The sequence below is a fragment of the Micromonospora sp. WMMC264 genome, from assembly GCF_027497275.1.
Lineage (GTDB): Bacteria > Actinomycetota > Actinomycetes > Mycobacteriales > Micromonosporaceae > Micromonospora > Micromonospora chalcea.
This window is the reverse complement of the sequence record NZ_CP114907.1, coordinates 2,872,940-2,892,491: the sequence shown is the minus strand read 5'-3', so window position 1 is coordinate 2,892,491 and position 19,552 is coordinate 2,872,940. Positions and strand designations below refer to the sequence as shown.

Annotated in this window: 26 protein-coding genes; 6 read left to right on the top strand and 20 right to left on the bottom strand. The window is 73.7% G+C overall.

The window, feature by feature from the left end:
* Positions 1-72: 72 nt before the first annotated feature.
* Genes O7542_RS12415 through O7542_RS12405 form a run of 3 tightly spaced genes read right to left on the bottom strand, consistent with a single transcriptional unit; the run spans position 73 to position 2,188 of the window.
* Entirely contained in the window at positions 73-570 is a 498-nt protein-coding gene (locus O7542_RS12415) for a YcxB family protein (protein WP_043324678.1), read from the bottom strand.
* Between the two features lie 57 nt (positions 571-627).
* Positions 628-1,392, bottom strand: coding sequence for a class I SAM-dependent methyltransferase (locus tag O7542_RS12410; RefSeq protein ID WP_247301551.1), 765 nt, complete (start codon positions 1,390-1,392; stop codon positions 628-630).
* 19 nt (positions 1,393-1,411) lie between these two features.
* On the bottom strand, positions 1,412-2,188 hold the full coding sequence (locus tag O7542_RS12405) for a hypothetical protein (RefSeq protein ID WP_281606249.1): 777 nt from the start codon (positions 2,186-2,188) through the stop codon (positions 1,412-1,414).
* A 113-nt stretch (positions 2,189-2,301) separates the two neighbouring features.
* On the opposite strand from O7542_RS12405, the gene O7542_RS12400 reads away from it, so the two are divergent.
* Positions 2,302-2,766 carry a transposase gene (locus O7542_RS12400; protein WP_043324676.1) on the top strand — a complete coding sequence of 155 codons (465 nt, stop codon included), beginning with the start codon at positions 2,302-2,304 and terminating at the stop codon, positions 2,764-2,766.
* A gap of 14 nt (positions 2,767-2,780) precedes the next feature.
* On the opposite strand, the gene O7542_RS12395 is transcribed toward O7542_RS12400, so the two are convergent.
* On the bottom strand, positions 2,781-2,948 hold the full coding sequence (locus O7542_RS12395; protein ID WP_281606248.1) for a hypothetical protein: 168 nt from the start codon (positions 2,946-2,948) through the stop codon (positions 2,781-2,783).
* Positions 2,949-3,004: 56 nt separating this feature from the next.
* Here O7542_RS12395 and O7542_RS12390 point away from each other — a divergent pair, with 56 nt between their 5' ends.
* On the top strand, positions 3,005-3,133 hold the full coding sequence (locus tag O7542_RS12390; RefSeq protein ID WP_255358586.1) for a hypothetical protein: 129 nt from the start codon (positions 3,005-3,007) through the stop codon (positions 3,131-3,133).
* Between the two features lie 13 nt (positions 3,134-3,146).
* Here the strand turns inward: O7542_RS12390 and O7542_RS12385 are convergent, their stop codons facing one another.
* Genes O7542_RS12385 through O7542_RS12375 form a run of 3 tightly spaced genes read right to left on the bottom strand, consistent with a single transcriptional unit; the run spans position 3,147 to position 4,614 of the window.
* Positions 3,147-3,752: a YdeI/OmpD-associated family protein gene (locus O7542_RS12385; RefSeq protein ID WP_043324674.1), complete on the bottom strand. Its 606-nt coding sequence runs from the start codon at positions 3,750-3,752 to the stop codon at positions 3,147-3,149.
* 29 nt (positions 3,753-3,781) lie between these two features.
* Complete coding sequence (locus O7542_RS12380) at positions 3,782-4,192, bottom strand: hypothetical protein (RefSeq protein WP_043330213.1); 411 nt, start codon at positions 4,190-4,192, stop codon at positions 3,782-3,784.
* A 53-nt stretch (positions 4,193-4,245) separates the two neighbouring features.
* A complete protein-coding gene (locus tag O7542_RS12375) occupies positions 4,246-4,614 on the bottom strand; it encodes a helix-turn-helix domain-containing protein (protein WP_223201100.1) in 369 nt (122 codons plus the stop codon).
* A gap of 60 nt (positions 4,615-4,674) precedes the next feature.
* Here O7542_RS12375 and O7542_RS12370 point away from each other — a divergent pair, with 60 nt between their 5' ends.
* Positions 4,675-5,340 carry an NAD(P)H-binding protein gene (locus O7542_RS12370; protein ID WP_113973870.1) on the top strand — a complete coding sequence of 222 codons (666 nt, stop codon included), beginning with the start codon at positions 4,675-4,677 and terminating at the stop codon, positions 5,338-5,340.
* Here O7542_RS12370 and O7542_RS12365 read toward each other — a convergent pair.
* Positions 5,337-5,993 carry an HAD family hydrolase gene (locus tag O7542_RS12365; RefSeq protein WP_064446208.1) on the bottom strand — a complete coding sequence of 219 codons (657 nt, stop codon included), beginning with the start codon at positions 5,991-5,993 and terminating at the stop codon, positions 5,337-5,339. The two genes, O7542_RS12370 and O7542_RS12365, sit on opposite strands and share 4 nt — an antisense overlap.
* Positions 5,994-6,055: 62 nt before the next feature.
* Here O7542_RS12365 and O7542_RS12360 point away from each other — a divergent pair, with 62 nt between their 5' ends.
* From O7542_RS12360 to O7542_RS12350, 3 genes are all read left to right on the top strand, one after another.
* Positions 6,056-6,637 (top strand): hypothetical protein, encoded by a 582-nt coding sequence (locus O7542_RS12360; RefSeq protein ID WP_233514744.1) that lies wholly within the window; start codon positions 6,056-6,058, stop codon positions 6,635-6,637.
* 73 nt (positions 6,638-6,710) lie between these two features.
* The gene (locus O7542_RS12355) at positions 6,711-7,685 is read left to right on the top strand and encodes a DUF1152 domain-containing protein (protein WP_281606247.1); all 975 of its coding nucleotides are present in this window, start codon (positions 6,711-6,713) and stop codon (positions 7,683-7,685) included.
* Between the two features lie 39 nt (positions 7,686-7,724).
* Entirely contained in the window at positions 7,725-8,369 is a 645-nt protein-coding gene (locus tag O7542_RS12350; protein ID WP_281606246.1) for an alpha/beta hydrolase, read from the top strand.
* A gap of 141 nt (positions 8,370-8,510) precedes the next feature.
* Here the strand turns inward: O7542_RS12350 and O7542_RS12345 are convergent, their stop codons facing one another.
* The 12 genes from O7542_RS12345 to O7542_RS12290 form a co-directional block, all read right to left on the bottom strand.
* Positions 8,511-9,974 carry a PepSY domain-containing protein gene (locus O7542_RS12345; protein WP_281606245.1) on the bottom strand — a complete coding sequence of 488 codons (1,464 nt, stop codon included), beginning with the start codon at positions 9,972-9,974 and terminating at the stop codon, positions 8,511-8,513.
* Positions 9,975-10,228: 254 nt separating this feature from the next.
* The gene (locus tag O7542_RS12340; RefSeq protein WP_281606244.1) at positions 10,229-10,996 is read right to left on the bottom strand and encodes a class I SAM-dependent methyltransferase; all 768 of its coding nucleotides are present in this window, start codon (positions 10,994-10,996) and stop codon (positions 10,229-10,231) included.
* A gap of 19 nt (positions 10,997-11,015) precedes the next feature.
* Positions 11,016-11,531: an AAA family ATPase gene (locus tag O7542_RS12335; protein WP_281606243.1), complete on the bottom strand. Its 516-nt coding sequence runs from the start codon at positions 11,529-11,531 to the stop codon at positions 11,016-11,018.
* A 15-nt stretch (positions 11,532-11,546) separates the two neighbouring features.
* Positions 11,547-12,638, bottom strand: coding sequence for a winged helix DNA-binding domain-containing protein (locus O7542_RS12330; protein WP_281606242.1), 1,092 nt, complete (start codon positions 12,636-12,638; stop codon positions 11,547-11,549).
* A 121-nt stretch (positions 12,639-12,759) separates the two neighbouring features.
* Complete coding sequence (locus O7542_RS12325) at positions 12,760-14,439, bottom strand: long-chain-fatty-acid--CoA ligase (protein WP_069088182.1); 1,680 nt, start codon at positions 14,437-14,439, stop codon at positions 12,760-12,762.
* A gap of 100 nt (positions 14,440-14,539) precedes the next feature.
* A complete protein-coding gene (locus O7542_RS12320; protein WP_043324665.1) occupies positions 14,540-14,719 on the bottom strand; it encodes a hypothetical protein in 180 nt (59 codons plus the stop codon).
* A gap of 72 nt (positions 14,720-14,791) precedes the next feature.
* Positions 14,792-15,502, bottom strand: coding sequence for a spermidine synthase (locus O7542_RS12315; protein WP_043324664.1), 711 nt, complete (start codon positions 15,500-15,502; stop codon positions 14,792-14,794).
* Positions 15,503-15,583: 81 nt separating this feature from the next.
* Positions 15,584-16,192 carry a class I SAM-dependent methyltransferase gene (locus O7542_RS12310; protein ID WP_043324663.1) on the bottom strand — a complete coding sequence of 203 codons (609 nt, stop codon included), beginning with the start codon at positions 16,190-16,192 and terminating at the stop codon, positions 15,584-15,586.
* Positions 16,131-17,027 (bottom strand): sulfite exporter TauE/SafE family protein, encoded by an 897-nt coding sequence (locus O7542_RS12305; protein ID WP_043324662.1) that lies wholly within the window; start codon positions 17,025-17,027, stop codon positions 16,131-16,133. The genes O7542_RS12310 and O7542_RS12305 overlap by 62 nt, the downstream gene beginning before the upstream one ends.
* On the bottom strand, positions 17,024-17,608 hold the full coding sequence (locus O7542_RS12300) for a rhodanese-like domain-containing protein (protein WP_064446201.1): 585 nt from the start codon (positions 17,606-17,608) through the stop codon (positions 17,024-17,026). Before O7542_RS12300 ends, O7542_RS12305 begins: the two co-directional genes overlap by 4 nt.
* An 85-nt stretch (positions 17,609-17,693) precedes the next feature.
* Positions 17,694-19,091, bottom strand: a complete 1,398-nt coding sequence (locus O7542_RS12295; protein WP_210871235.1) for an MBL fold metallo-hydrolase — start codon at positions 19,089-19,091, stop codon at positions 17,694-17,696.
* Positions 19,092-19,253: 162 nt separating this feature from the next.
* Positions 19,254-19,523 carry a metal-sensitive transcriptional regulator gene (locus tag O7542_RS12290; protein ID WP_281606241.1) on the bottom strand — a complete coding sequence of 90 codons (270 nt, stop codon included), beginning with the start codon at positions 19,521-19,523 and terminating at the stop codon, positions 19,254-19,256.
* Between the last annotated feature and the right edge of the window lie 29 nt (positions 19,524-19,552).

The following is a 19,552-nucleotide window of genomic DNA, read 5'->3' as shown; positions in this document are numbered from 1 at the left end:
CGCCGGTGCGGCAGGTTGACGCGACCGCCGGACAGGCCGGCGACGCAACACGTACAGCCGATCAATACCTCGTCAACGGTCGCCGAGCAGTCCGCGTCCGGCCATGAAGGCGCGCAGCGTCCCGGCGTCCTCGGCGGACATCAGCCACCGGGGGATCACCGTGGCCGGCATCCGTCCCACGTACACGATCCAGAAATCCGGGGTCTCGGTGACCCGCTCGACGCCGTCCCAGGCGATGCCGCCGGACTCCGAACCGCTGCGCATCATGATGTTACGGTCGTCGATGTCGTAGCCACCCTCGACCGCGTAGCCGCCGGACCGGCGTCGGGCCCGCCACCGCACCCACGGCGCGTACAGCATCGACAGCACGCCGGCCACGATCAACGCGGTCCACAGCGACGCGAAGCGGCCACCCCGCTCCGACGCCTGCGAGGCGATCCAGCCGATCACCCCGATCGCGGCGAGGGCCGCGCCGATGTAGCCGAAGCGGCGCAGCCGGGCGGCGGCCAGCGCGGCGGCCACGCGGGCCGGATAGGCGGGGTCGGCCGGTACGGCGAAACGGATCTGCACGCCCGAACGATAGTGCCCCGCCCGCCTGTCCCGGGCCGGACCCGCGCCGGTAGCCGGTCAGATCCGGCGCAGCACCAGCGTCACGAACCCCAGCACGCCGCGGTATCCGCGCAGCCACTGGTCCCGGTGCTCCCGGGCGGTGGCGAGCGCGCCGGCGGCATCCGGGTGACCCGGGTTGTCCAGTGCCCACTCGGTCAGCGAACCGGTCCACGACCACTCGTAGTCGTCCCACTCGGCGGCGTCGCTGACGTGCGCGTACACCGGGGTCCAGCCGGCCTGCTCGGCGGCCGCGACCAGACCGGCGAGGTCGGTGTGGTCGTCGGGTTTCGCGCCCAGCGCCGCCAGCGCCTGCGGCGTCGGCGGCACCTGCCAGAACCCCTCACCCACCATCAGGACGCCGTCGGCGTTCACGTGCCGGCCGGCCAGTTCCAGCGTCTCGCCGAACCCGCCGAACGCGTGCGTCGACCCGACACAGAGCACCAGGTCGTAGTCGCCGTCCGGCACGTACGACCGGGCGTCGCGCTCGTGCAGCGTGAGCCGGTCGGCGAGGCCGCGCACGGCGGCGGCCTCCGTGGCGCGTTCCAGCGCGTACGGGTTGAGGTCCACGCCGTCGGCGTGCCCGTCCGGGTGGTGCGCGAGGGCCTGTAACGCCCAGGCGGCCTCCCCGCAGCCCAGGTCGAGGATCCGGGCCGCCGGCCGGCGACCGGCCCGGCGCAGCAGCCGGTTGACGTTGACGCCGGAGAGCGGCGCCGCGATCGGGTGGTGCGAGTGCGCGATGCTGCTGAGCCGTTGACGGTCCATCGCCGCAGTCAACACGAGCACAGCCGGATTGTCGTGCCGGTCAGGCGCGGCAGACAATCGTCGCGTCGTCGGTGGCGACGCCCCCGCGTGCCTCCGCCGCCCGGACCCGGGCGATGACCTCGGCCGGGCCGGCGGTCTCCAGCAGGCGCAGCAGCCCCGGCCAGTCGGTCAGGCCGAACGTGTCCACGAGACGGCTCGCGCCGTTGCTGAGCAGCGCCGCGCCGGTCACGTCGTGGGCCGGGCACTCGCCGGTGACCGCCTCGGCCACCACCGCCGGATCGTCCTTGGCGACCCAGAAGCCGCCGGGGCTGTTGCGGCGGGACCGCAGCTCCATCAGCAGCCGCCGGTACTCGTCGCCGCCCTCCGGCACGTCCTTCAGCCGCTCCTCGAAGGCTCGGGCGATCACCACCTCACGCGGATCGTGGGCGACGACGGGATCACCGGCCGCCCGGCCGACCAGCGCGACCGCGTCACCGAGGACCAGGTGCTCGACAGTCCCGCCGGAGAACCGCAGCATCGCCACCGCGGCGAACGGGCTGATCGGGTGGGCGACGTCGCAGGTGTCACGGTGCTGGTCGGTGACCCGCTCGATGCCCTCGGCCAGCACGTCGCGCAGGCTCCGCTCCTGCGCCAGCGCACCGAGCAGCGCACCGCCGAGGCGGGTCGCGTACCAGGCGATGCCGTGACGGCAGACCTCGTCCGCGCCGGTGATGCCGCCCGCGCCGTCGACCAGGACCAGGCCGCAGGGGACGGCGCCGGCGAAATCCTCATTGGTACGGCCCGGATGTCCCGCGTCGGTCGCCATCGCTACCCGCATGCGCCTCATCATGCCCGGGCCGACCGGAACGCGATGTCCCTCGCGGCTTGATCTGAAGCGTGGTTGAGGTCCTAGCGTCGTGCTCACCCGACCACCGCCGGAGGTAGAGCATCATGACCACACAGCACCTGTCCGACGCCGAACTCGCTGGCCAGCCGGCCGCCTACTGGACGGGCGTCGCGTACGAGTCGCTCATCGCCTTCACCCGCGCCCAGCACGCCACGCACGGCTTCACCCAGCCCCAGTTTTGGCTGCTGCGCAACCTGTCCCCGAACGACCTCCTGCCCGGCGGCGGCGGACTGACCGTCCCCGAACTGCGACACGCGATGCGCTCGTATCTACGGGCCGAGGACGACCTGGACGCCGAGGCGGAGGTGCTCCGGGAACGCGGCTGGCTGACCCGCGACGCGGACGGCCGGCTACGGATCACCGAGGCGGGGGAGGACGCCCGGCTCCGCCTCAAGCAGCACGCGCCGGGGATCCGGGCCCGCATCCACGACGGCGTCGACGACGCCGACTACGTCACCACCCTCAAGGTGCTCCGGCGGATGATCCGCAACACCGGCGGCGCCGTTTAGCGCACCGGCCCGGCTCAGGACGCCCGAAGCCTGCGGATCGCCAGGCGGGCTCCCTGGTGGAGCAGCACGCCGGCACCGGTGTTCGCGACGGCGAGCACGGCCGCGCCGAGCAGCCCCGCGCCGACGTCCGTCACGCCGGTCGCGACCAGCAGGACCGGCCAGCCGAGTACCACAGCGCCCACCAATCCCCGGCGCTCGTGCTGTGGGGCCGGCACGACGCCTACTTCGACGTGGACAGGTGCTCGCGCAGCATCGCGCGCTGGACCGGATGGACGCGCACCTCTTCGACGGCGGCCACCTGCTGCTGGAGACCCACGCGGCCGAGTGCGCCGCGCTCCTGCGCGCGTTCGTCCGGGACCACTCGTGAGCCGGGACGCGGGTCACGGCGTGGCCGGCGGCTTCGCCTTCTGCGGGTGGAACGTCTCGTGGCGGGCCAGCATGGCGACGAACTCACCGATCTTGCGTTCCCGGGTCTCCGCGCGCTTGACCGCGTTCAGCCGGTGGATGAGCGCGAACCTGTTGGCGCTGGTGAGGACGTCGAGCATGGCTTGGGCGGCGGGCTCGGCGGCGACGGCGGCGAGCAGGTCGGCCGGCAGCTCGGCCTCCGACGGAGGAGCGTACGCCGCCGCCCACCGGCCGTCCGCCTTCGCGGCCTCCACCGCCGCGCGGCCGGCGGGTGTCATCCGCCCCTGCTCCTCCAGCCGGGCCACGTGCGCGACGTTGCGCTGCGACCAGGAGCTGCGGGCCCGGCGCGGGGTGAACCGGATCCAGGAGCTCTCGTGGTCACGCTTGCGGGCCTGCCCGTCGATCCAGCCGAAGCACAGCGCCTCGTCGACCGCCTGCTGCCAGGTCAGTGTGGTGAGCGTGCCGCCCTTTCGGGTCAGGGCGAGCCAGACGCCGGGCGACGTGTCGTGGTGGGCGGACAACCACGCGCGCAGCGCCTCCGCGTCGGGCACGATCAGCTCGTCCAGCTCGGCGGTTCCCATGGCCGGAAGGCTATGCCACGGGTACGACGCTAGGGCCGGGCGTGCGGCTCAGCCGCCTGCTGCTCGCCGTCGGGCGACGGATCGGCCGCTCGCCGCAGCCGCCGTCCGGCCACCAGCAAAGCCACGCCTGCGCCGGTGAGCCCCGCGCCCATCAGCCCGCCCGCGACCCCCGCCGCCGGATCGCCCTCACGGAACGCGTACGCCACGGCCGCGGTCAGGATCGGCGCACCGAGGGAGATCGCCATCCACCCGCCGAGGATGTCCTCCTTGTCGGCGAAGGCGTTCGTACTGATCAGGAAGATCAGGATCATGGCAGCGGCGAGGCCGACGAGTAACAACGCCGCGAGGATCAGCGCCGGGTCGCGGGGGAGCAGCCCGGCGGCCGCGGCGAGCACGTAGATGATCGCCGCCGCGATGAGGTTCGCGAGCACGTTCGTCATCACGTTCGCAACGAACCTCCGCAGCCCGCCGCGCCCGGTGCCGGCCGGCGCCGTCACGACGTCCGCGAATCGTGCGACCGGCGGGCCGCCAGCAACTCGTCCAGGTGCGCCTCGCTCCACGACCGGGCGGCCGCGACCAGCGTCAGCAGGCTTCGCCCCAGCGGCGTCAGCGCGTACTCCACGCGCGGCGGGTTCTCGTCGTAGGCGGTCCGCGTGACCAGGCCGTCGCGTTCCATCGCCCGCAACGTCTCGGCCAGCACCTTCGGCGTGATCGTGCGCAGCGGCGCCCGCAACTCGGTGAACCGGCGCGGCCCGTGCTCCAGGCACAGCACCACCATCGCGGTCCACTTGTCGCCGATCTGCAACGGCATCATCCGCGACGGACAGGCGGGGTGGAACATGTCCGGATCGAGCGGCGTCACCGCCCGAGCGTAACCCGGTACCGTTGCGGTAACCGGCACCCCGCGTCCTACCGTCGCGCCATGACCAGCATCGCCGTCTTCGGCGCGGGCGGCCGGGCCGGCCGCGCCGTCACCGCCGAGGCCCACCGCCGCGGCCACCGCGTCACCGCCGTCGTCCGCGACCCCGCCCGCCATCCCGACCTCACCTCCGCGGTACGCGGCGACGTCACCGACCCGGAGACGGTCACCTCCATCGGGTACGGGCACGACGCCGTCGTCCACGCGGTCAGCCCGGCCTCCGGGCCGGACGCGCTCGCCGCCGCCGGCCTCGATCCGGAGTTCTTCGTCCGGGCAGCCGACGCGCTGCTGCACGGCCTGGCCCGCGCGGACGTGCCCCGGCTCGTGGCGATCGGCCTGTTCGCCACCCTGATCGACGCGCACGGCCGGCCCCTCTACGACGACCCGGCCGTGCTGCCCGCCGAGCTGCGGCCGTTCGCGCTCAGCCACGCCGCCGGCCTGGACCGGCTCCGCGCGGCGGACACCACAGTCGACTGGCTGGTGCTCACCCCACCCGCCGCGCTGGACGTGGCCGGTACCCGCACCGGCCGGTACCGCCTCGGCGGCGAGCGCGCCCCGGCGTCGGCGCCCCTGTCGTACGCCGATCTGGCGGTGGCGGTGGTCGACGAGATCGAGTCGCCGCGCCACCATCGGACGCGGGTCTCCGTGACCGGTGACGGCCCGGCCTAGCCGCCCGCCGCATTGTGCCGCGCCACCAGGTCCGGCAGCTCGTGCAGCGAGTCGATGCGGAACAGGCACCGGTCGGCCACGTCCGGCATGTCGAGGATGTGCCCCCACGGTCCGCGCCGGATCAGGCACGCCGACATGCCGGCGGCCATCGCGGGCGCGGCGTCGTTGTCCGGCCGGTCACCGACGTACAGGATCGCCGCCGCGTCGCCGCCGCTCTCGCGGACCACCCGGTCGAAGAACTCCGGCGCGGGCTTCGACACGCCCCAGGCCGCCGACGTGCCGATCACGTCCACCGGCAGGTCCAGCGTCCGCAGCGTCGCCTCGGCGTGCTCCGGCTGGTTGCCGGCCAGGCCGACGCGCAGACCCTGGTCCTTCAGGGCGGTCAGGCACGCCCGCGCGTCCGGGTACAGATCCTCCTCGCCGAACGACTCCGGGTCACCGGCCGCGACCCGGCGGGCGAGTTCGGCGGTGAGGTCGAAGTCGGGCCGGAAGGCTCGGAACACCTCCTGGTAGTCCAGCCCTCGGGCGATCACCGCGCCGAAGACCGCGGAGAACGTGTGCCGGGGTACGCCCAGCCAGTCCGCCCACGTCGCGAACTCGCGCGTCTCGTCGAGGATCGTCCCGCCCACGTCGAAGAAGACCGCCCGGATCATCAGCGGATCGTACTGTCGTTGATCAGCCAGTGGGGGGCGCCCGGGTGGCGCAGACTGCCCGCATGAGCGCCGCCTTCCTCCCCGAACCGCCGCAGAGCCCGGCGGCGAAAGCCGCGTACGAGGAGGACCTCTCCTCCGACGGCTACGTCAACAACCTCACCCGCGTCTGGTGCTGGCGACCCGACGTGCTGATGTCGTTCCAGAACACGCGCGCCGAACTGCTGTCCGCGTCCACGCTGTCCGCGCGTGAGGTGGCGGTGCTGGTCTCCGCCACCGCAGCCGCGCGGGGCGACTCGTACTGCTCGCTGGCCTGGGGCGTCCGGCTGGCCGGGATGAGCGACGAGGAGACCGCCGCCGCGGTGCTGCGCGGCGACGAGGCGGCCCTGTCCGAGCGGGAGACGGCGCTGGCCGACTGGTCCCGCCGGGTCGTGACGGACCCGAACGCCACCACCGAGGCCGACACCCAACGCCTGCGCGACGCCGGCCTGAACGACCGGGAGATCTTCGAGGCCACCACGCTGATCGCGTTCCGGCTTGCCTTCTCCACAGTGAACGACGCGCTCGGCGCGCGGCCGGACGCGCAACTGGTGGAGAACGCGCCGGAGCTGGTCCGGGAGGCGGTCACGTTCGGCCGCCCGGCCTGAACGAGCGGATCGCGGCCCTCGACCGGCCGGCCACGGGGCAGCGAGCCCGCACGCGAGCGGAGATCATCATCTGGTGACCGACACCGCCGCGTACACGTTGGCCGTTCCGCCGTTGTTCGCCGCACTGGCTCCGGCGAACGACGTCCTGATCGCCGGCGCCGGTGGCGGCTTCGACGTCTACGCCGGCCTGCCGCTGGCCCTGGCCCTGTGGCAGGCCGGCAAGCGGGTGCACCTGGCCAGCCTCTCCTTCTCGGAGCTGGAACTGCTCGACCGGCAGGTGTGGGTGGACGAGCACGTCGCGGCGATCCGGCCGGACACCCTCAGCCCCGACTGGTACTTCCCGGAGGGGCACCTGGCCCGCTGGCTGGCGGGCCGGGACCTGCCGTCGACCGTGTACGCCTTCCCGCCGCTGGGCGTGCAGGCGCTGCGCGAGGCGTACCGGCACCTGGTCGACCGGCTCGACGTCGACGCGATCGTGCTCGTCGACGGCGGCACCGACATCCTGTTGCGCGGCGACGAGAGCGGCCTGGGCACCCCGGTGGAGGACATCACCAGCCTGGCCGCCGTGGCCGGGCTGGACGTGCCGATCCGGTTGGTGAGCAGCCTCGGTTTCGGCATCGACGCGCACGACGGCGTCAACCACGTCGAGGTGCTGGAGAACCTGGCCGCCCTCGACCGGGAGGGCGGCTACCTCGGCGCGCTGTCCATTCCCGGCTCCAGCCGTGAGGCGGTGCTCTACCGAGAGGCGGTCGCGCAGGCCCAGGCCGCCACCCCGCACCGGCCGAGCATCGTCCAGGGGCAGATCGCCGCCGCCACCGGTGGCGCGTTCGGAGACGTACGGTTCAGTCGGCGCACCGGCGACGGCGACCTGTTCGTCAACCCCCTGATGGCGATCTACTTCTCGGTCGACCTGCCCCGGCTCGCCGCCCGCTGTCTCTACCTCGACCGGATCGAGAACACGATCGGGCGGCGCCAGGTCATCACCCGCATCGAGGCGTTCCGCGACGAGCTGCGGGCCGCCCGCGTGCCCCGGGCGTATCCGCACTGACAGTCACGGCTTGTCGTACCGGTGTGGGAGGGTCCGGGCATGACGACGTTCGTGCTCATCCACGGCGGCGGGGGCAGCGCGTGGGACTGGCACCTGCTGGTTCCCGAGCTGGCCGCCCGGGGTCACGACGCGGTGGTGCCGGAGCTGCCGATCGGAGACAGGTCGGCGGGGTTCGCCGATTTCCACCAGGCGGTGATCGAGGCCGTCGGCAACCGGGACGACCTCGTAGTGGTCGGGCACTCGTACGGCGCGTTCACCGCACCGCTGGTCGCCGACCGGCTGCCGGTGCGCCTCCTGGTCCTGCTCACCCCGATGATTCCGCGGCCCGGCGAGAAGCCGGGGGACTGGTGGAGCAACACCGGCTACCGCGAGCCGGACGGGCTCAGCGAGGAACAGCAGTTCTACAACGGCGTGCCGGCCGGGATCGTCGCCGAGGCGCCCGCGCACGCGCGGGAGCAGGTCAGCGCGGAGTGGGACGAGCCGTGGCCGCTCGCCGCCTGGCCGGCCGTGCCGACGAGGGTGCTCATCGGCCGCGACGACCGGTTCTTTCCCGCCGACTTCCAGCGCCGGGTGGCCGCCGACCGGCTCGGCGTGGTGCCGGACGAGATCGACGGCGGCCACGCGGTAGCGCTCAGCCGCCCGGGCCCGCTCGCCGACCGGCTGACTGCCTACCTGGTGTCCTGATCCCGCCTCGCCGTGATCCGTCCGGCCCCTCCCGACGACATGCTGATCAGGAGGGGCGAGGCGCCGTGCGGATCCGCGACTGAGGGTTCACGGCGGCTGTCCGGTCTCTCCGAGGCGGTGACGGCCGGATAGCCGCCGGGGTCAGCTGCCGGCCGGCGCGGGTGAGACGGGTAGGGGCCGGCGGCGCCGACGCGTGAGCAGGCCGAGGACGAGATCGACGACGAGGAAGCCGAGCAGGGTGACGCCGAACCAGGGCAGTGCCCAGCCGAGTGCCAGGGTGACCGGTACGCCGAGCAGCAGCGCCCACCACGGGAGCCCGCGGAGGCCACCTCGGGCGGGCGGTGAGCCGAGCGGGGCGCGACGGCCGGCGCGGGTGGGGCGGCGCTGCCACCACATGCGGTAGCCCCAGACGATGACGCAGAGCAGACCGAGAGCGAGCGCCGCGAGCAGGATCTGGTTGATCGGCCCGAACAGGATTCCCATGTGGGCTTGGATGCCGAGGCTGCTGAGCTGCGCGAGGAGCGGCCAGTCGGCGAAGTCGCTGCGGGCGGTGACCGCGCCGGTGGTGGGCTCGACGGCGATTCGATCCTTCGCGACCGGCCAGGCGTTGTCGACCTGGGCGACGGTCCAGGCCAGGCCGGGCTCCGCGGCGGGGCTGATCTCCACCGGTCCCGAGAGTCCGGCGCTGCGCGCGGAGGCCAGCACATTGTCGTAGGACGCCGGATTGTCCGCCGTGCCGGTCGCCGCGCCACCGTGCTGATGCTCACCGCCGCCCGCGGGCGGGGCCACGCCGTCGACGGTGGTGGAGAGTTCCGGAGTGCCGGCGCGCAGGGTGTCCAGGCCGGTGCTGAAGTTCGCGCCGGCGTACCGGGACCAGGTCAGGCCGGTGGCGGAGAGGAACAGCAGGCCGACCGCGAGCCAGACACCGGTGGTGGCGTGCCAGCCCCGGGTACGGCGAACTCCCTTGCGGGCGGTCAGGTCCGGTATGAGCAGGTGTGTCGTCCGGGCGCGGGTGGCGCTGCGGCGGCGCCACCACAGGATGACGCCGCCGAGCACGAGGACCCACAACCAGCTGGCGGCGATCTCGGAGTAGTGCCGGCCGACCTCGCCGAGGTGCAGGTTGCGGTGCAGGTCGTCGAGCCAGGTGGTGGCGGGGGTGGAGCCGAACCAGGTGGTGAGCTGCCCGGTGACCTCGCCGGTGTACGGGTCGACATAGACGGTGTGCTGCTTGTCGCCGAGTTCCTCGAGCGAGAACACCACCTGGGTGGTCCGGTCGCCGGTGCCGGGCACCACGGCGGCGATGGTGCCGTCGGGGTGCGCCGCCCGCGCGGCGGTGACCTGTTGGGCGAGGGTCTTCGGCTGGTCACCGACGGTGGCCACGGTCAGCCGGTCGCCGTAGAGGGCCTGGTCCAGCTGCGGGGTGATGGTGTACGCCAGGCCGGTCAGGGCGGCGACCAGCAGGAACGGGGCAACCAGGATGCCGGCGTAGAAATGAAGCCGGGTCAGCAGCGCGGCGAACGGCGTGGGCTGGCGGCCCGGCCGAGCGGCCGGCGCGGCGGTGGAGGTGTCCGGCGCGGGATCGCCGGACAGTTCGGTGACGGACATCGACTACTCCGATCGAAAATATCGGCTTTTGGTTCGGGGTGGCTCGTGCCCGTCGAGCCGTGGGCTGCCCGGCTGCCGTGTCCCGATCGAGTAGTCGGTCAGGTGTGTCAGGAAGTTCCCTCGTCCGCGTAGATCTTCGGGTTGTCGTCCGGCGCGGTGCCAGGACGCCTCCGCGTGCCGACGGCGGCGAAGGGGCCCCGTGGCGGGCCGACTCGCGCCAGGGTGCCGTCAAGGGATCACCCGGTGCCGGTTGATCAGGGCTGCGACGTCCGCCGGGCCAGGTGGACCGTGATGTCGGCGGTGACCTCGACCGCGCCGGGCAGCACCTCGCGTACGCGGTGGAACACCTGCTCACGTACGGGTGGCGGCAGTTCGAGATAGGCCGAGACGGTCGACAGGAGACCGACGAAGTCGTCGGCACTCATCGTGATCCGCCGCGCGATCTCCGACTGGCGTACGTCGGTGAACCACTCGGAGGCGTGCAGCTCGGTGCCGGGCCACTGCATGCCGGCCTCCGGCGGCGTCCCGTCCGGCGACGGGATCTCGTCGTCGGCGATGAACTCGGCTCGGGCCGCGGCCACCGCGTCGCGCAGGGCCGGGTCGGCCAGCCGCAGCGGCCCGCCGAACGAGGCGAACACACCGTCGGACGCGAGCAGCCCGGCGATCCGCTCCCACCGTCGGTCCGGGTCGGTCCAGTGCAGCGCCGCCGCCGCGTACACCAGGTCGTGGCCCTCGCCGGCGCGCAACTGCTCGAACGCGGCCTGCCGGACCCGCACCCCGGCCGGGACGTGCCGGCGCAGTTCGGCGAGCATCGCGGAATCCGGGTCGGTGGCGGTGACCGCGATGCCGCGCCGCGCGAACAGCCGGGTGGCCTTGCCGGTCCCGGCGCCGATCTCCAGGGCGGTCCGGACCGGCCGGTCCGCGTACGCCAGCACCAGGTCGGCAAGCTCCTCGGGGTAGCCGGGCCGGAATCGCTCGTACGCCTGCGCCGCCGCCCCGAAGCTCAACGCGCGATCCGGCATGCCGAGCATCCTCCCACGATCAGGCTGCGCCCGTGACGTGCGCGGCGACGGCGTCGGCCACCTGCTCGGGCGGGACGGTGGCGTCGATCAGCTCGGCGTCGGTCACCGACGCGAACGTGTCCAGCGCCCGGGCGACGTGGTCGTGCCGCCAGCCGCACGCGCCGGACTCGACCTGGTCGGCGTCGATCCGGGCCCGCAACCGGTCCTCGGGGAGCGTGAGCACGACCTCGCGGACGTCGACGCCCGCGGCGCGGATGCCGCCGAGGATCTCCGCGCGGTACGCCGGGACGAGCAGGCTCATCGGCACGATCCAGATGCCCGGGTGGTGCCGGTCCAGGCCGGTGACCGTCTGCACGACGAGGTGACGCCACAGGGGCAGGTCCTGGAAGTCGCCGGTCGGCGGGGTGACGAACGCGGTGAGCATCGAGCCGAGGAACTCCGGGTCGAACAGCCGCGCGTCCGGAAGCGACTCCGTGAGCAGCCGCGCGGTGGTCGTCTTGCCGGCACCGAACGCGCCGTTGAGCCAGACGATCACGCGATCATGATGCCATCACGCGGCGAAGTCGACACCCGCGAGCGGCACGCCCCGGTACGCGGCGAGGCGCTCGGCCTCGGCGACGACCGCGTCGCGGGTGCTGCCGGGGAGCTTTCGCCACGGCTGGACCGCGACGGTGAACGACCGGCCGGACTTGCGGGGCCGCCACGTGCCGGCCAGCTCCCCGTCGGCCAGCACGGCGCCAGGGCGGCCCAGCACCGGCCACAAATCCTTGGCGCGGGCCGCGTCCGGCACGAGCGTCGCCCGGTCCTTCGCCTGGAGGAACAGGTCGAACGGGCCGAGCAGGCGGGTCGTGCTCACCTCGGCCGACGTCAGCGCCGCCTCGTCGGCGGCGAGCAGCCAGCGCGTCTCACCGTCGACGCTCACCTCGACCGCGTCGCCCGGCCAGCGGGCCTTGACCTCCTTGACCGGGGCGTCGAGGTAGTCGGCGACATGCTTCGGGGTGGCCGGGCCGAGCAGCCGCAGGTAGGCGCGGATGAGCTCGAACCGGTCGCCGGGCGCGGCGGCCGGACGGAACCCACGGATGCGTTCCAGGACCGGCGGCGACGTGTCGAGGCGCAGCTCCAGCCCGGCGCGTACGGCGGCGAGCCGGAACGGCATCTCGTAGAGGTGGATCGCGTCGCACGGCCGGCAGTGCCGCAGGTAGGGCTCGGGCATCACCTCGGCGAGCCGCCCGGAGACCTCGCCCTTGACCGTCGGCGTGCGGACGATCTCCCGCATCCGCGCGGCCACCTCGTCGAGCGCGGCGACGATGCCGATGCCCGCGGCCTTCAACGGCTTCGCCGCGTCGTAGATGCGCTTGCCCGCGTCGGCGTCGGAGAACGGCTCGACCGCCGTGGCCACCGCGCCCACGTCGGCGCGGCGGTAGAGGTGCGGGGCGCCGCGTACGGTCCAGAGCATGACCACGTCGTCACCGGTCAGCGAGGTCACGTCGACCCCGCGCGTCGCCAGCGCCCAGCGGCCGCCGTCGGGGCCGGTGTCCTGCACGCCGATGTCGAGCACGGCGGTGTCGGCGAGCGAGCCCTGCGCCCGGTCGAGCTGCTGGGCGCGCACGCGGAAGGCCAGCACCTGACGTCTGTCGACCATCGCCACAGCGTAGGCGCCGGCACCGACACGTCCGGCCGTCGGTGGAACGCTGTGGGTGTCTTCGGCCCCGTTTGACACCCATGGCGTTCCACTCGCCGTCCGCGGGCCCTGGGGGACTGCGTCAGCGGGCGGCGAGCAGCCGTTCGCGGACCTCGCGGCGCAGGATCTTGCCGATCTGGGAGTACGGCAGCTCGTCGACGATCACGACCCGGCGCGGCACCTTGTACCCGGCCAGGTGGGTGCGGCACGACGTCCGGATCGCCTCCGGCGTGGCGGCCACCGCCGGGTCGACCACCACCGCGGCGACGACCTCCTCGCCGTCGTCGGTGGGCATGCCCACGGCGGCGGCCTCGCGTACGCCGGGGACGCGGCGCAACGCCTCCTCCACCTCGGACGGGTAGACGTTGAAGCCGCCGGTGATGATCAGCTCCTTGATCCGGTCGACCACCGTGACGAAGCCGTCGGCGTCCATGGTGACGATGTCGCCGGTGCGCATCCAGCCGCCGGGCAGCAGCACCTTCGCCGTCTCCTCCGGCCGGTGCCAGTAGCCGGAGAACACCTGCGGGCCGCGGACCAGCAGCTCACCGGCCTCGCCCGGGGCGCGGTCGCGGCTCGGGTCCTCCGGGTCGACGATGCGCACGTCGGTGGAGGGGAACGGCACGCCGACGGTGCCGGGCCGGCGGGTCGGCGCGACCGGGTTGCCGACGGTGATCGGGGACGTCTCGGTCATCCCGTACCCCTCGACCAGCAGGCCGCCGGTCACCTGCTCCCACAGCTCCACGGTGGCCGGTGGCAGCGACATCGCGCCGGAGATCGCGTACCGGATGGAGGTGAGGTCGACGGCGCGTTCGCGGGCGGCGGTGGCGAGCTTCGCGTAGACCGGCGGCACCGCGGGCAGGAACGTCGGCGGGCGGCGGCGGACCGCGTCGAGCACCTGGTCGGCGTCGAAGCGGGGGAACAGCACCAGGGTGGCCCCGATGCTGACGGCGAAGGTGAGGCAGAGCGTCAGCCCGTATGCGTGGAACAGCGGCAGCACCGCGTACACGGTCTCCTCGCCGTCGCGCAGGCCGGGAACCCAGGCCCGGCCCTGCGCGGCGTTGGCGCGCAGGTTGCGGTGGGTCAGCACCGCGCCCTTGGGCTCGCCGGTGGTGCCGCCGGTGTACTGGAGCAACGCCACGTCGCCGGCCTCCGGCGCGGGATGCCCGGCGGGCAGCGGCCCGGCCGCGGCGACCAGGTCCGACCAGGCCAGGGCGCCCGGCGCGGGGGCGGTCATCGCGGCGCGGGCGGCGCGGACCTTCGGCAGCGGCGCCCGCAGCGCCCACCGCTTGAGCCGCGGCAGCGCCGCGGTCAGGTCGACCGCCACCACGGTACGCACGGCGCCGCGTCCCGCCACCAGCGGCGCGACCTTGTCCCACACGATCGCGACGCCTGCGCCGTGGTCGGTGAGCTGCCGGTCCAGCTCGTCGGCGGTGTAGAGCGGGTTGTGCTCGACCACGACCGCGCCGAGCCGCAGCACGGCGTAGAAGGCGACCACGTGCTGCGGGCAGTTCGGCAGCACCAGCGCCACCCGGTCGCCCGGGCCGACGCCGAGGCGGCGCAGCGCCTCGGCGGCGCGGGACACCTGGTCGGCCAGCTCGGTGAACGTGGTGGTGGCGCCGTAGAAGTCGAGCGCGACCCGGGGCCCGAACCGCCCGGCCGCCTCGGTGAGCAGGTCGACGAGCGAGCCGTCCGGCTCGGCGATCTCGGCCGGTACCCCCGGCGCGTAGCTACGGGTCCAGGGTCGCTGGGCGGTCGCGTCCATCGCCGTTACTCCTCGTCGCGCGGATGACGACCCCAGCCTAACGTGACCGGGCGGTAACCTACGCTAACGTAGGTTGCCGGGTAGGTCACACCTGCGCAGGTCAGTGCCGGCGTGTCGAATGCTGGTGCACCACCCGCCGGCCCTTCACGATGCCGACGATGATCACCGCGGCGAGCGCGATCACGCCGATGATGACGAGCCAGCGGACCGCCTCCAGCAGCAGCCCGAGCAGGATGATCACACCGGCGACCACGCCGACCACCCAGAGCAACGCACGCATGTCCCAGCCTCCCGTCGTACGGTCGGCCGCCCGCTTTCCCGCTGGCCCTACGGCCATGCGTGGCCCGGTGGATCAGTGCCGGGCCACGTACACGGTGTTCGCCGCCTCCCGGCCCTGCAACGGGTTCGGGAACCGGACGACGTGCGCCACCGAGGTCGGGAACACAGCGGTGAGCGTGCGCTGGAACTCCGGGTCCGGCGGGTCGTTCGACCAGAGCGCGAAGACCCCGTCCGGGTGCAGCAGCGCGGCCAGCCGGCGCAGCCCGTCGACCGTGTAGAACGCGGCGTGGCTCGGGTGCAGCACCTGACGGGGGGAGTGGTCCACGTCCAGCAGCACCGCGTGGAAGCGGCGGCCCGGCTCGTCCGGGTCGAAACCGCCGTCGGCGACCGCGGCGAAGAAATCCGCCCGGACGAACCGGGTACGCGGATCGGTGGCCAGCCCGGCGGTGAACGGCAGCAGGTCCCGGCGGTGCCAGTCGATCACGTCCTCGATCGCCTCGACCACGAGCAGCGAACGCACCCGGGGATCCTCCAGCGCGGTCCGTGCCGTGTAGCCGAGGCCGAGCCCGCCGACCACCACGTCCAGCTCCGTGCCGGTCAGCGCGGCCAGTCCGAGCCGGGCCAGCTCGATCTCCGCCACCGGGAAGGCGCTGGACATGAGGTACTCGTCATCGAGCTTCACCTCGTACACCTCGGCGCCCAGCGCCGGGTCGCGCCGCCGCCGCAGGCTGATCTCGCCGATCGGCGTCTCCCGCCAGGCCAGTTCCTCGAAGCGCGCGCCCACCCGGTGTCCTCTCCGCCGATCCGTCCCCGGATGCTACCGGCCGGTGCCGGCCCGGCCCGGCGAAACCACGGCGCGTGGCGCTCAGTCGGCGGGGCGGGTGGCCACCACGACCGTGTCCAGCGCGTCCACGGCGCCGCCGTCGCTCGTCGGGACCGGCCGGCGGGTGGTCTCGGCGCGCTGGACCCGCAGCCCGGCCAGCCCGTCGACCACCGCCTCGGGCGTGAGCAGGACGGCGGGGTCCTGCGGGCCGCCGGTGCCACCGGTGAGGTTGGCCAGGTCGTGCCCGACCACCACGAGCGTGCCGCCGGGGCGCAGCGCGGACTTCGCCGCCGCGAGCACGCCGGCGAACTCGGCGGCGGGCAGGTGCAGGTAGCTGATCAGCACCAGGTCGTAGCTGTTCGGCACCGGCCGGTACGCGGTCACGTCCGCTACCCGCCAGTCGACCGTCACGCCCCGCGCGGCGGCCATCTGCCGCCCCCGCTCGACGGCCACCGTGGAGAAGTCCACCGCGTTCACCCGCCAGCCCTGACCGGCCAGCCAGACCGCGTTGCGTCCCTCGCCGGCCGCGATGTCCAGCGCCGACCCAGGAGTCAGCCCGGCGACCGACTCGACCACGAAACGGTTGGGCTCAGCGCTCCACACCAGCCCGGGCGTGTCGGCGTACCGGCTGTCCCAGGTGCTGCTGTCCACTGTGTCCCCTTCCACGGCGGGCCCACACCGCCATGGTGACCGTACCGGCCGCGGCAAGCGCTCCCACGGTGAGTCCCCAGATCAGCGGCAGCTGCTGGGCGAGCACGAACACGCCCATCACCACGACGAACCAGCCGAAGCCGCGACGCAGCACGTCGGCCGGGATCCGCCCGGCGAGCCGGCCACCGAGCAGGCTGCCGACGACCGCGGCGGCGGTGACCGCGCCGGCCAGCCCCCAGTGGATCTGCACGCTGGACAGGTAGCCGGCCAGGCCGGCGAACGACTTCAGCGCGATGACGACCAGCGAGGTGCCGACCGCCACCGGCATCGGCAACCCGCCCAGCAGGGCCAGAGCCGGTACGACCAGGAAGCCGCCGCCCGCGCCGACCAGGCCGGTGACCAGCCCGACGACCACGCCGTCCCCGACCACCCGCAGCATCGGCAGCTCGTGCGGCTTCGACCGGCCCTCGGTGGACCGGCGGCCCCGGAGCATCGCGACCGCGGTGGCCAGCATCATCAGCGCGAACCCGGTGAGCAGGACGCTCGCCGGCACGAACTCGGCCAGCCGGCCGCCCGCGTACGCGCCGGTCATGCCGGCCACGCCGAAGATGAGCCCGGTGCGCCAGCGGACCCGGTTCGCGCGGGCGTGCGGCAGCACGCCCACCGCGCTGGTCACGCCGACGACGAGCAGCGAGGTGGCGATGGCCTCCTTCGCGGGCAGGTCGGCGACGTAGACCAGCAGCGGCACGGCGAGGATCGAACCGCCGCCGCCGAGCAGACCCAGCGTCACGCCGATCAGCACCGCGCCGGCCAGCGTCAGCGCGAGGGTGGTCACCTGCGGCTCCCGTCGCGCAGCTGCCCCACGATCGTGTCCAGGTCGCAGCTCGCGCCCCGGTTGTACGGCAGCTTGCTCAGCAGCATGCCCATGGCGCAGGTGTTTGTGAGCGCGGCGAACGTGAGGCCCGCGCCGATGAACGCGGCGACCCACTTCAGGCCCGGCACGAACACCGACCCGAGGATCGCGGCGAGCACGATCGAGCCGGCGACGAGACGTACCTGGCGCTCCAGGTCCCAGCGGGCCCGGCCCTGGTTGACCGGCGCGTTCGTGGCCTGCCAGGCCAGCATGCCGCCGTCGAGCACCTTGACGTTGGGCAGGCCGACGGTGCCGAGCGCCTGACCGGCCTGGCCGGCCCGGACGCCGGAGCGGCAGATCAGCACCACGTCCTCGTCCAGGTGGCTGCGCAGCTCCGCGCGGTGCTCCCGGAGCAGGTCCAGCGGCACGTTGTACGCGCCGGGGATGTGCGCCGCCTCGAACTCACCGGGCGTGCGCACGTCGAGCATCCGGGGCGTACGGCCGGCGGCGATCAGTTCGCGCAGCGTCGCCGCGTCGATGGTGGTGGGGGTGGTCGTGGTCATGCTCTGTCTCCTCCAGCGGGTGTTTTCGGGCAGGGTCGAACGCCGGCCGGCGCAGGGGCACGCCGGCCGGGCGCTCGGGGAGAGGTCAGGCGCTGGGCGCCATGCGTACGCCGGCCGCCTCGGCCCGGCCGTACGAGTCGTCGATCAGCACCACGTCGCGGCCGGCGTTGGCGAGCAGGGACGCGGCGGCGGTGGCCCGGTAGCCGGAGCCGCAGTGCACCCAGACCGTCCCGGCGGGGATGTCGGCGAGCCGCTTCGGCACGTCCGGCAGCGGCACGTGGACCGCGCCGTCGATGTGCCCGGCCGTCCACTCGCCTGTCATCCGCACGTCGAGGACGACCTGCGGCTCGGGCAGCCCGGCCGGCGTCTTCCCGGCCTGCGCGGCGGCCAGCGCGTCGAAGTCGGCCACGGCCATCTCGCGCAGCTGCGACGGGTCGCCGGTCCACTGCTCGGGCTCGCCGGTGGCCTGGGCGGCCGGGCGGTCGATGCCGATGCGGACCAGCTCCCGCTGGGCGTCGGCGACCTGCTCCGGGGTCTGCGCCAGGAACGTGATCGGCACGCCCCAGTCGATCAGCCAGCCGAGCCATGTCGACATCGGCCCGTCCAGGCCGAGGCTGACCGTGCCGGCCAGGTGCGAGGCCGCGTACGCCTTTCGGTGGCGCAGGTCGACCACCCACTCGCCGGCGGCGATGCGACGGCGCAGCTCGTCGGCGTCGGCGCGGGCCACCGGCGTGAGGTCCACCGGGGCGGGACCGGCGGCGTTCGCCACGCCCATGTGGGCGTAGTACGCCGGGTAGGCGTCCAGCCCGGCCAGCGTCTCGGTGACGAACTGGTCGGCGGCCAGCCGCAGCACCGGGTTGGCCTGCTTCTCCCGGCCGATCGTCGACTCGGGGGCGTCGGCCTGGCTGGCCGAGCAGAAGCTGCCGAAGCCGTGCGTGGGCCACACCTGCGCGCCGTCGGGCAGCAGGTCGGCCAGCTTGCGCGCGGAGGCGTGCTGGTGGTGCGCCAGCTCGTGCGCGTACTGCTGGCCCAGCAGGTCGGTGCGGCCGGTGGTGCCGAACAGCAGCGAGCCGCCGGTGAACACGCCGGCCGGCGTCCAGTCGCCGTCGCGCTCGTCGAGCACGTACGACAGGTGGTGGAACGTGTGGCCCGGGGTGCCGAGCACCCGCAGCCGCATGGTGTCCGAGACCGGCACGGTGTCGCCGTCGGAGACCGGCGTGCGGTCGAACTCGACGGTGTCGGCGGCGGCCACGAGGTACTGCGCGCCGGTGATCCGGGCCAGCTCCAGGCCGCCGGAGACGTAGTCGTTGTGGATGTGCGTCTCCACCACGTGGGTGATCCGTACGCCCTTGGCGCCGGCCAGGTAGAGGATGCGGTCGATGTCGCGCTGCGGGTCGACCACGATCGCCACCCGGCCGTCGGAGGCCAGGTAGCTGCGGTCGCCGAGCGAGGAGGTCGCGATGACGGACACGTCGAGAGTCATGTCGTTTCCTCTCATTGCCTATATACCCCGGGGGGTATGTGTGGGACAGTCTGCGGCCCGGGTTCTCCGGGCAGTGGTTTACCCACCCGCGCCGTGGTCACACGGCGCGGGCGGGGCTCAGCCGGTCGGGCGGGCGGGACTCAGTCGGTCGGTCGGGCGCCGTCAGGCCAGGGACAGGAAGAGCTTCTCCAGCTCCTCCTCGGTCATCTCCGGCTCCTCGCCGGCCTGGCGGGCGGCGTCGCAGTAGCGCATGCCGGAAGCGATGATCTTGAAGCCGGCCCGGTCGATGGCCTTGGAGACCGCGGCGAGCTGGGTCAACGCGGCGCGGCAGTCCTCGCCGTTCTCCATCATCTCGATGACGGCGTTGAGCTGCCCCCGGGCGCGCTTCAGCCGGGTCAGCGCCTCGCTGGTCATCTCGGGTCGAAGATTCACGTCCCACCTCCTGCGCTCGAACATACCCC

Coding starts and splice junctions, on each gene's coding strand:
- O7542_RS12405 (WP_281606249.1), bottom strand. CDS start 2,188: ATGCGGGTAGCGATGGCGACCGACGCGGGACATCCGGGCCGTACCAAT.
- O7542_RS12400 (WP_043324676.1), top strand. CDS start 2,302: ATGACCACACAGCACCTGTCCGACGCCGAACTCGCTGGCCAGCCGGCC.
- O7542_RS12385 (WP_043324674.1), bottom strand. CDS start 3,752: ATGGGAACCGCCGAGCTGGACGAGCTGATCGTGCCCGACGCGGAGGCG.
- O7542_RS12380 (WP_043330213.1), bottom strand. CDS start 4,192: ATGACGAACGTGCTCGCGAACCTCATCGCGGCGGCGATCATCTACGTG.
- O7542_RS12370 (WP_113973870.1), top strand. CDS start 4,675: ATGACCAGCATCGCCGTCTTCGGCGCGGGCGGCCGGGCCGGCCGCGCC.
- O7542_RS12365 (WP_064446208.1), bottom strand. CDS start 5,993: ATGATCCGGGCGGTCTTCTTCGACGTGGGCGGGACGATCCTCGACGAG.
- O7542_RS12360 (WP_233514744.1), top strand. CDS start 6,056: ATGAGCGCCGCCTTCCTCCCCGAACCGCCGCAGAGCCCGGCGGCGAAA.
- O7542_RS12350 (WP_281606246.1), top strand. CDS start 7,725: ATGACGACGTTCGTGCTCATCCACGGCGGCGGGGGCAGCGCGTGGGAC.
- O7542_RS12345 (WP_281606245.1), bottom strand. CDS start 9,974: ATGTCCGTCACCGAACTGTCCGGCGATCCCGCGCCGGACACCTCCACC.
- O7542_RS12340 (WP_281606244.1), bottom strand. CDS start 10,996: ATGCCGGATCGCGCGTTGAGCTTCGGGGCGGCGGCGCAGGCGTACGAG.
- O7542_RS12330 (WP_281606242.1), bottom strand. CDS start 12,638: ATGGTCGACAGACGTCAGGTGCTGGCCTTCCGCGTGCGCGCCCAGCAG.
- O7542_RS12325 (WP_069088182.1), bottom strand. CDS start 14,439: ATGGACGCGACCGCCCAGCGACCCTGGACCCGTAGCTACGCGCCGGGG.
- O7542_RS12320 (WP_043324665.1), bottom strand. CDS start 14,719: ATGCGTGCGTTGCTCTGGGTGGTCGGCGTGGTCGCCGGTGTGATCATC.
- O7542_RS12300 (WP_064446201.1), bottom strand. CDS start 17,608: ATGACCACGACCACCCCCACCACCATCGACGCGGCGACGCTGCGCGAA.
- O7542_RS12295 (WP_210871235.1), bottom strand. CDS start 19,091: ATGACTCTCGACGTGTCCGTCATCGCGACCTCCTCGCTCGGCGACCGC.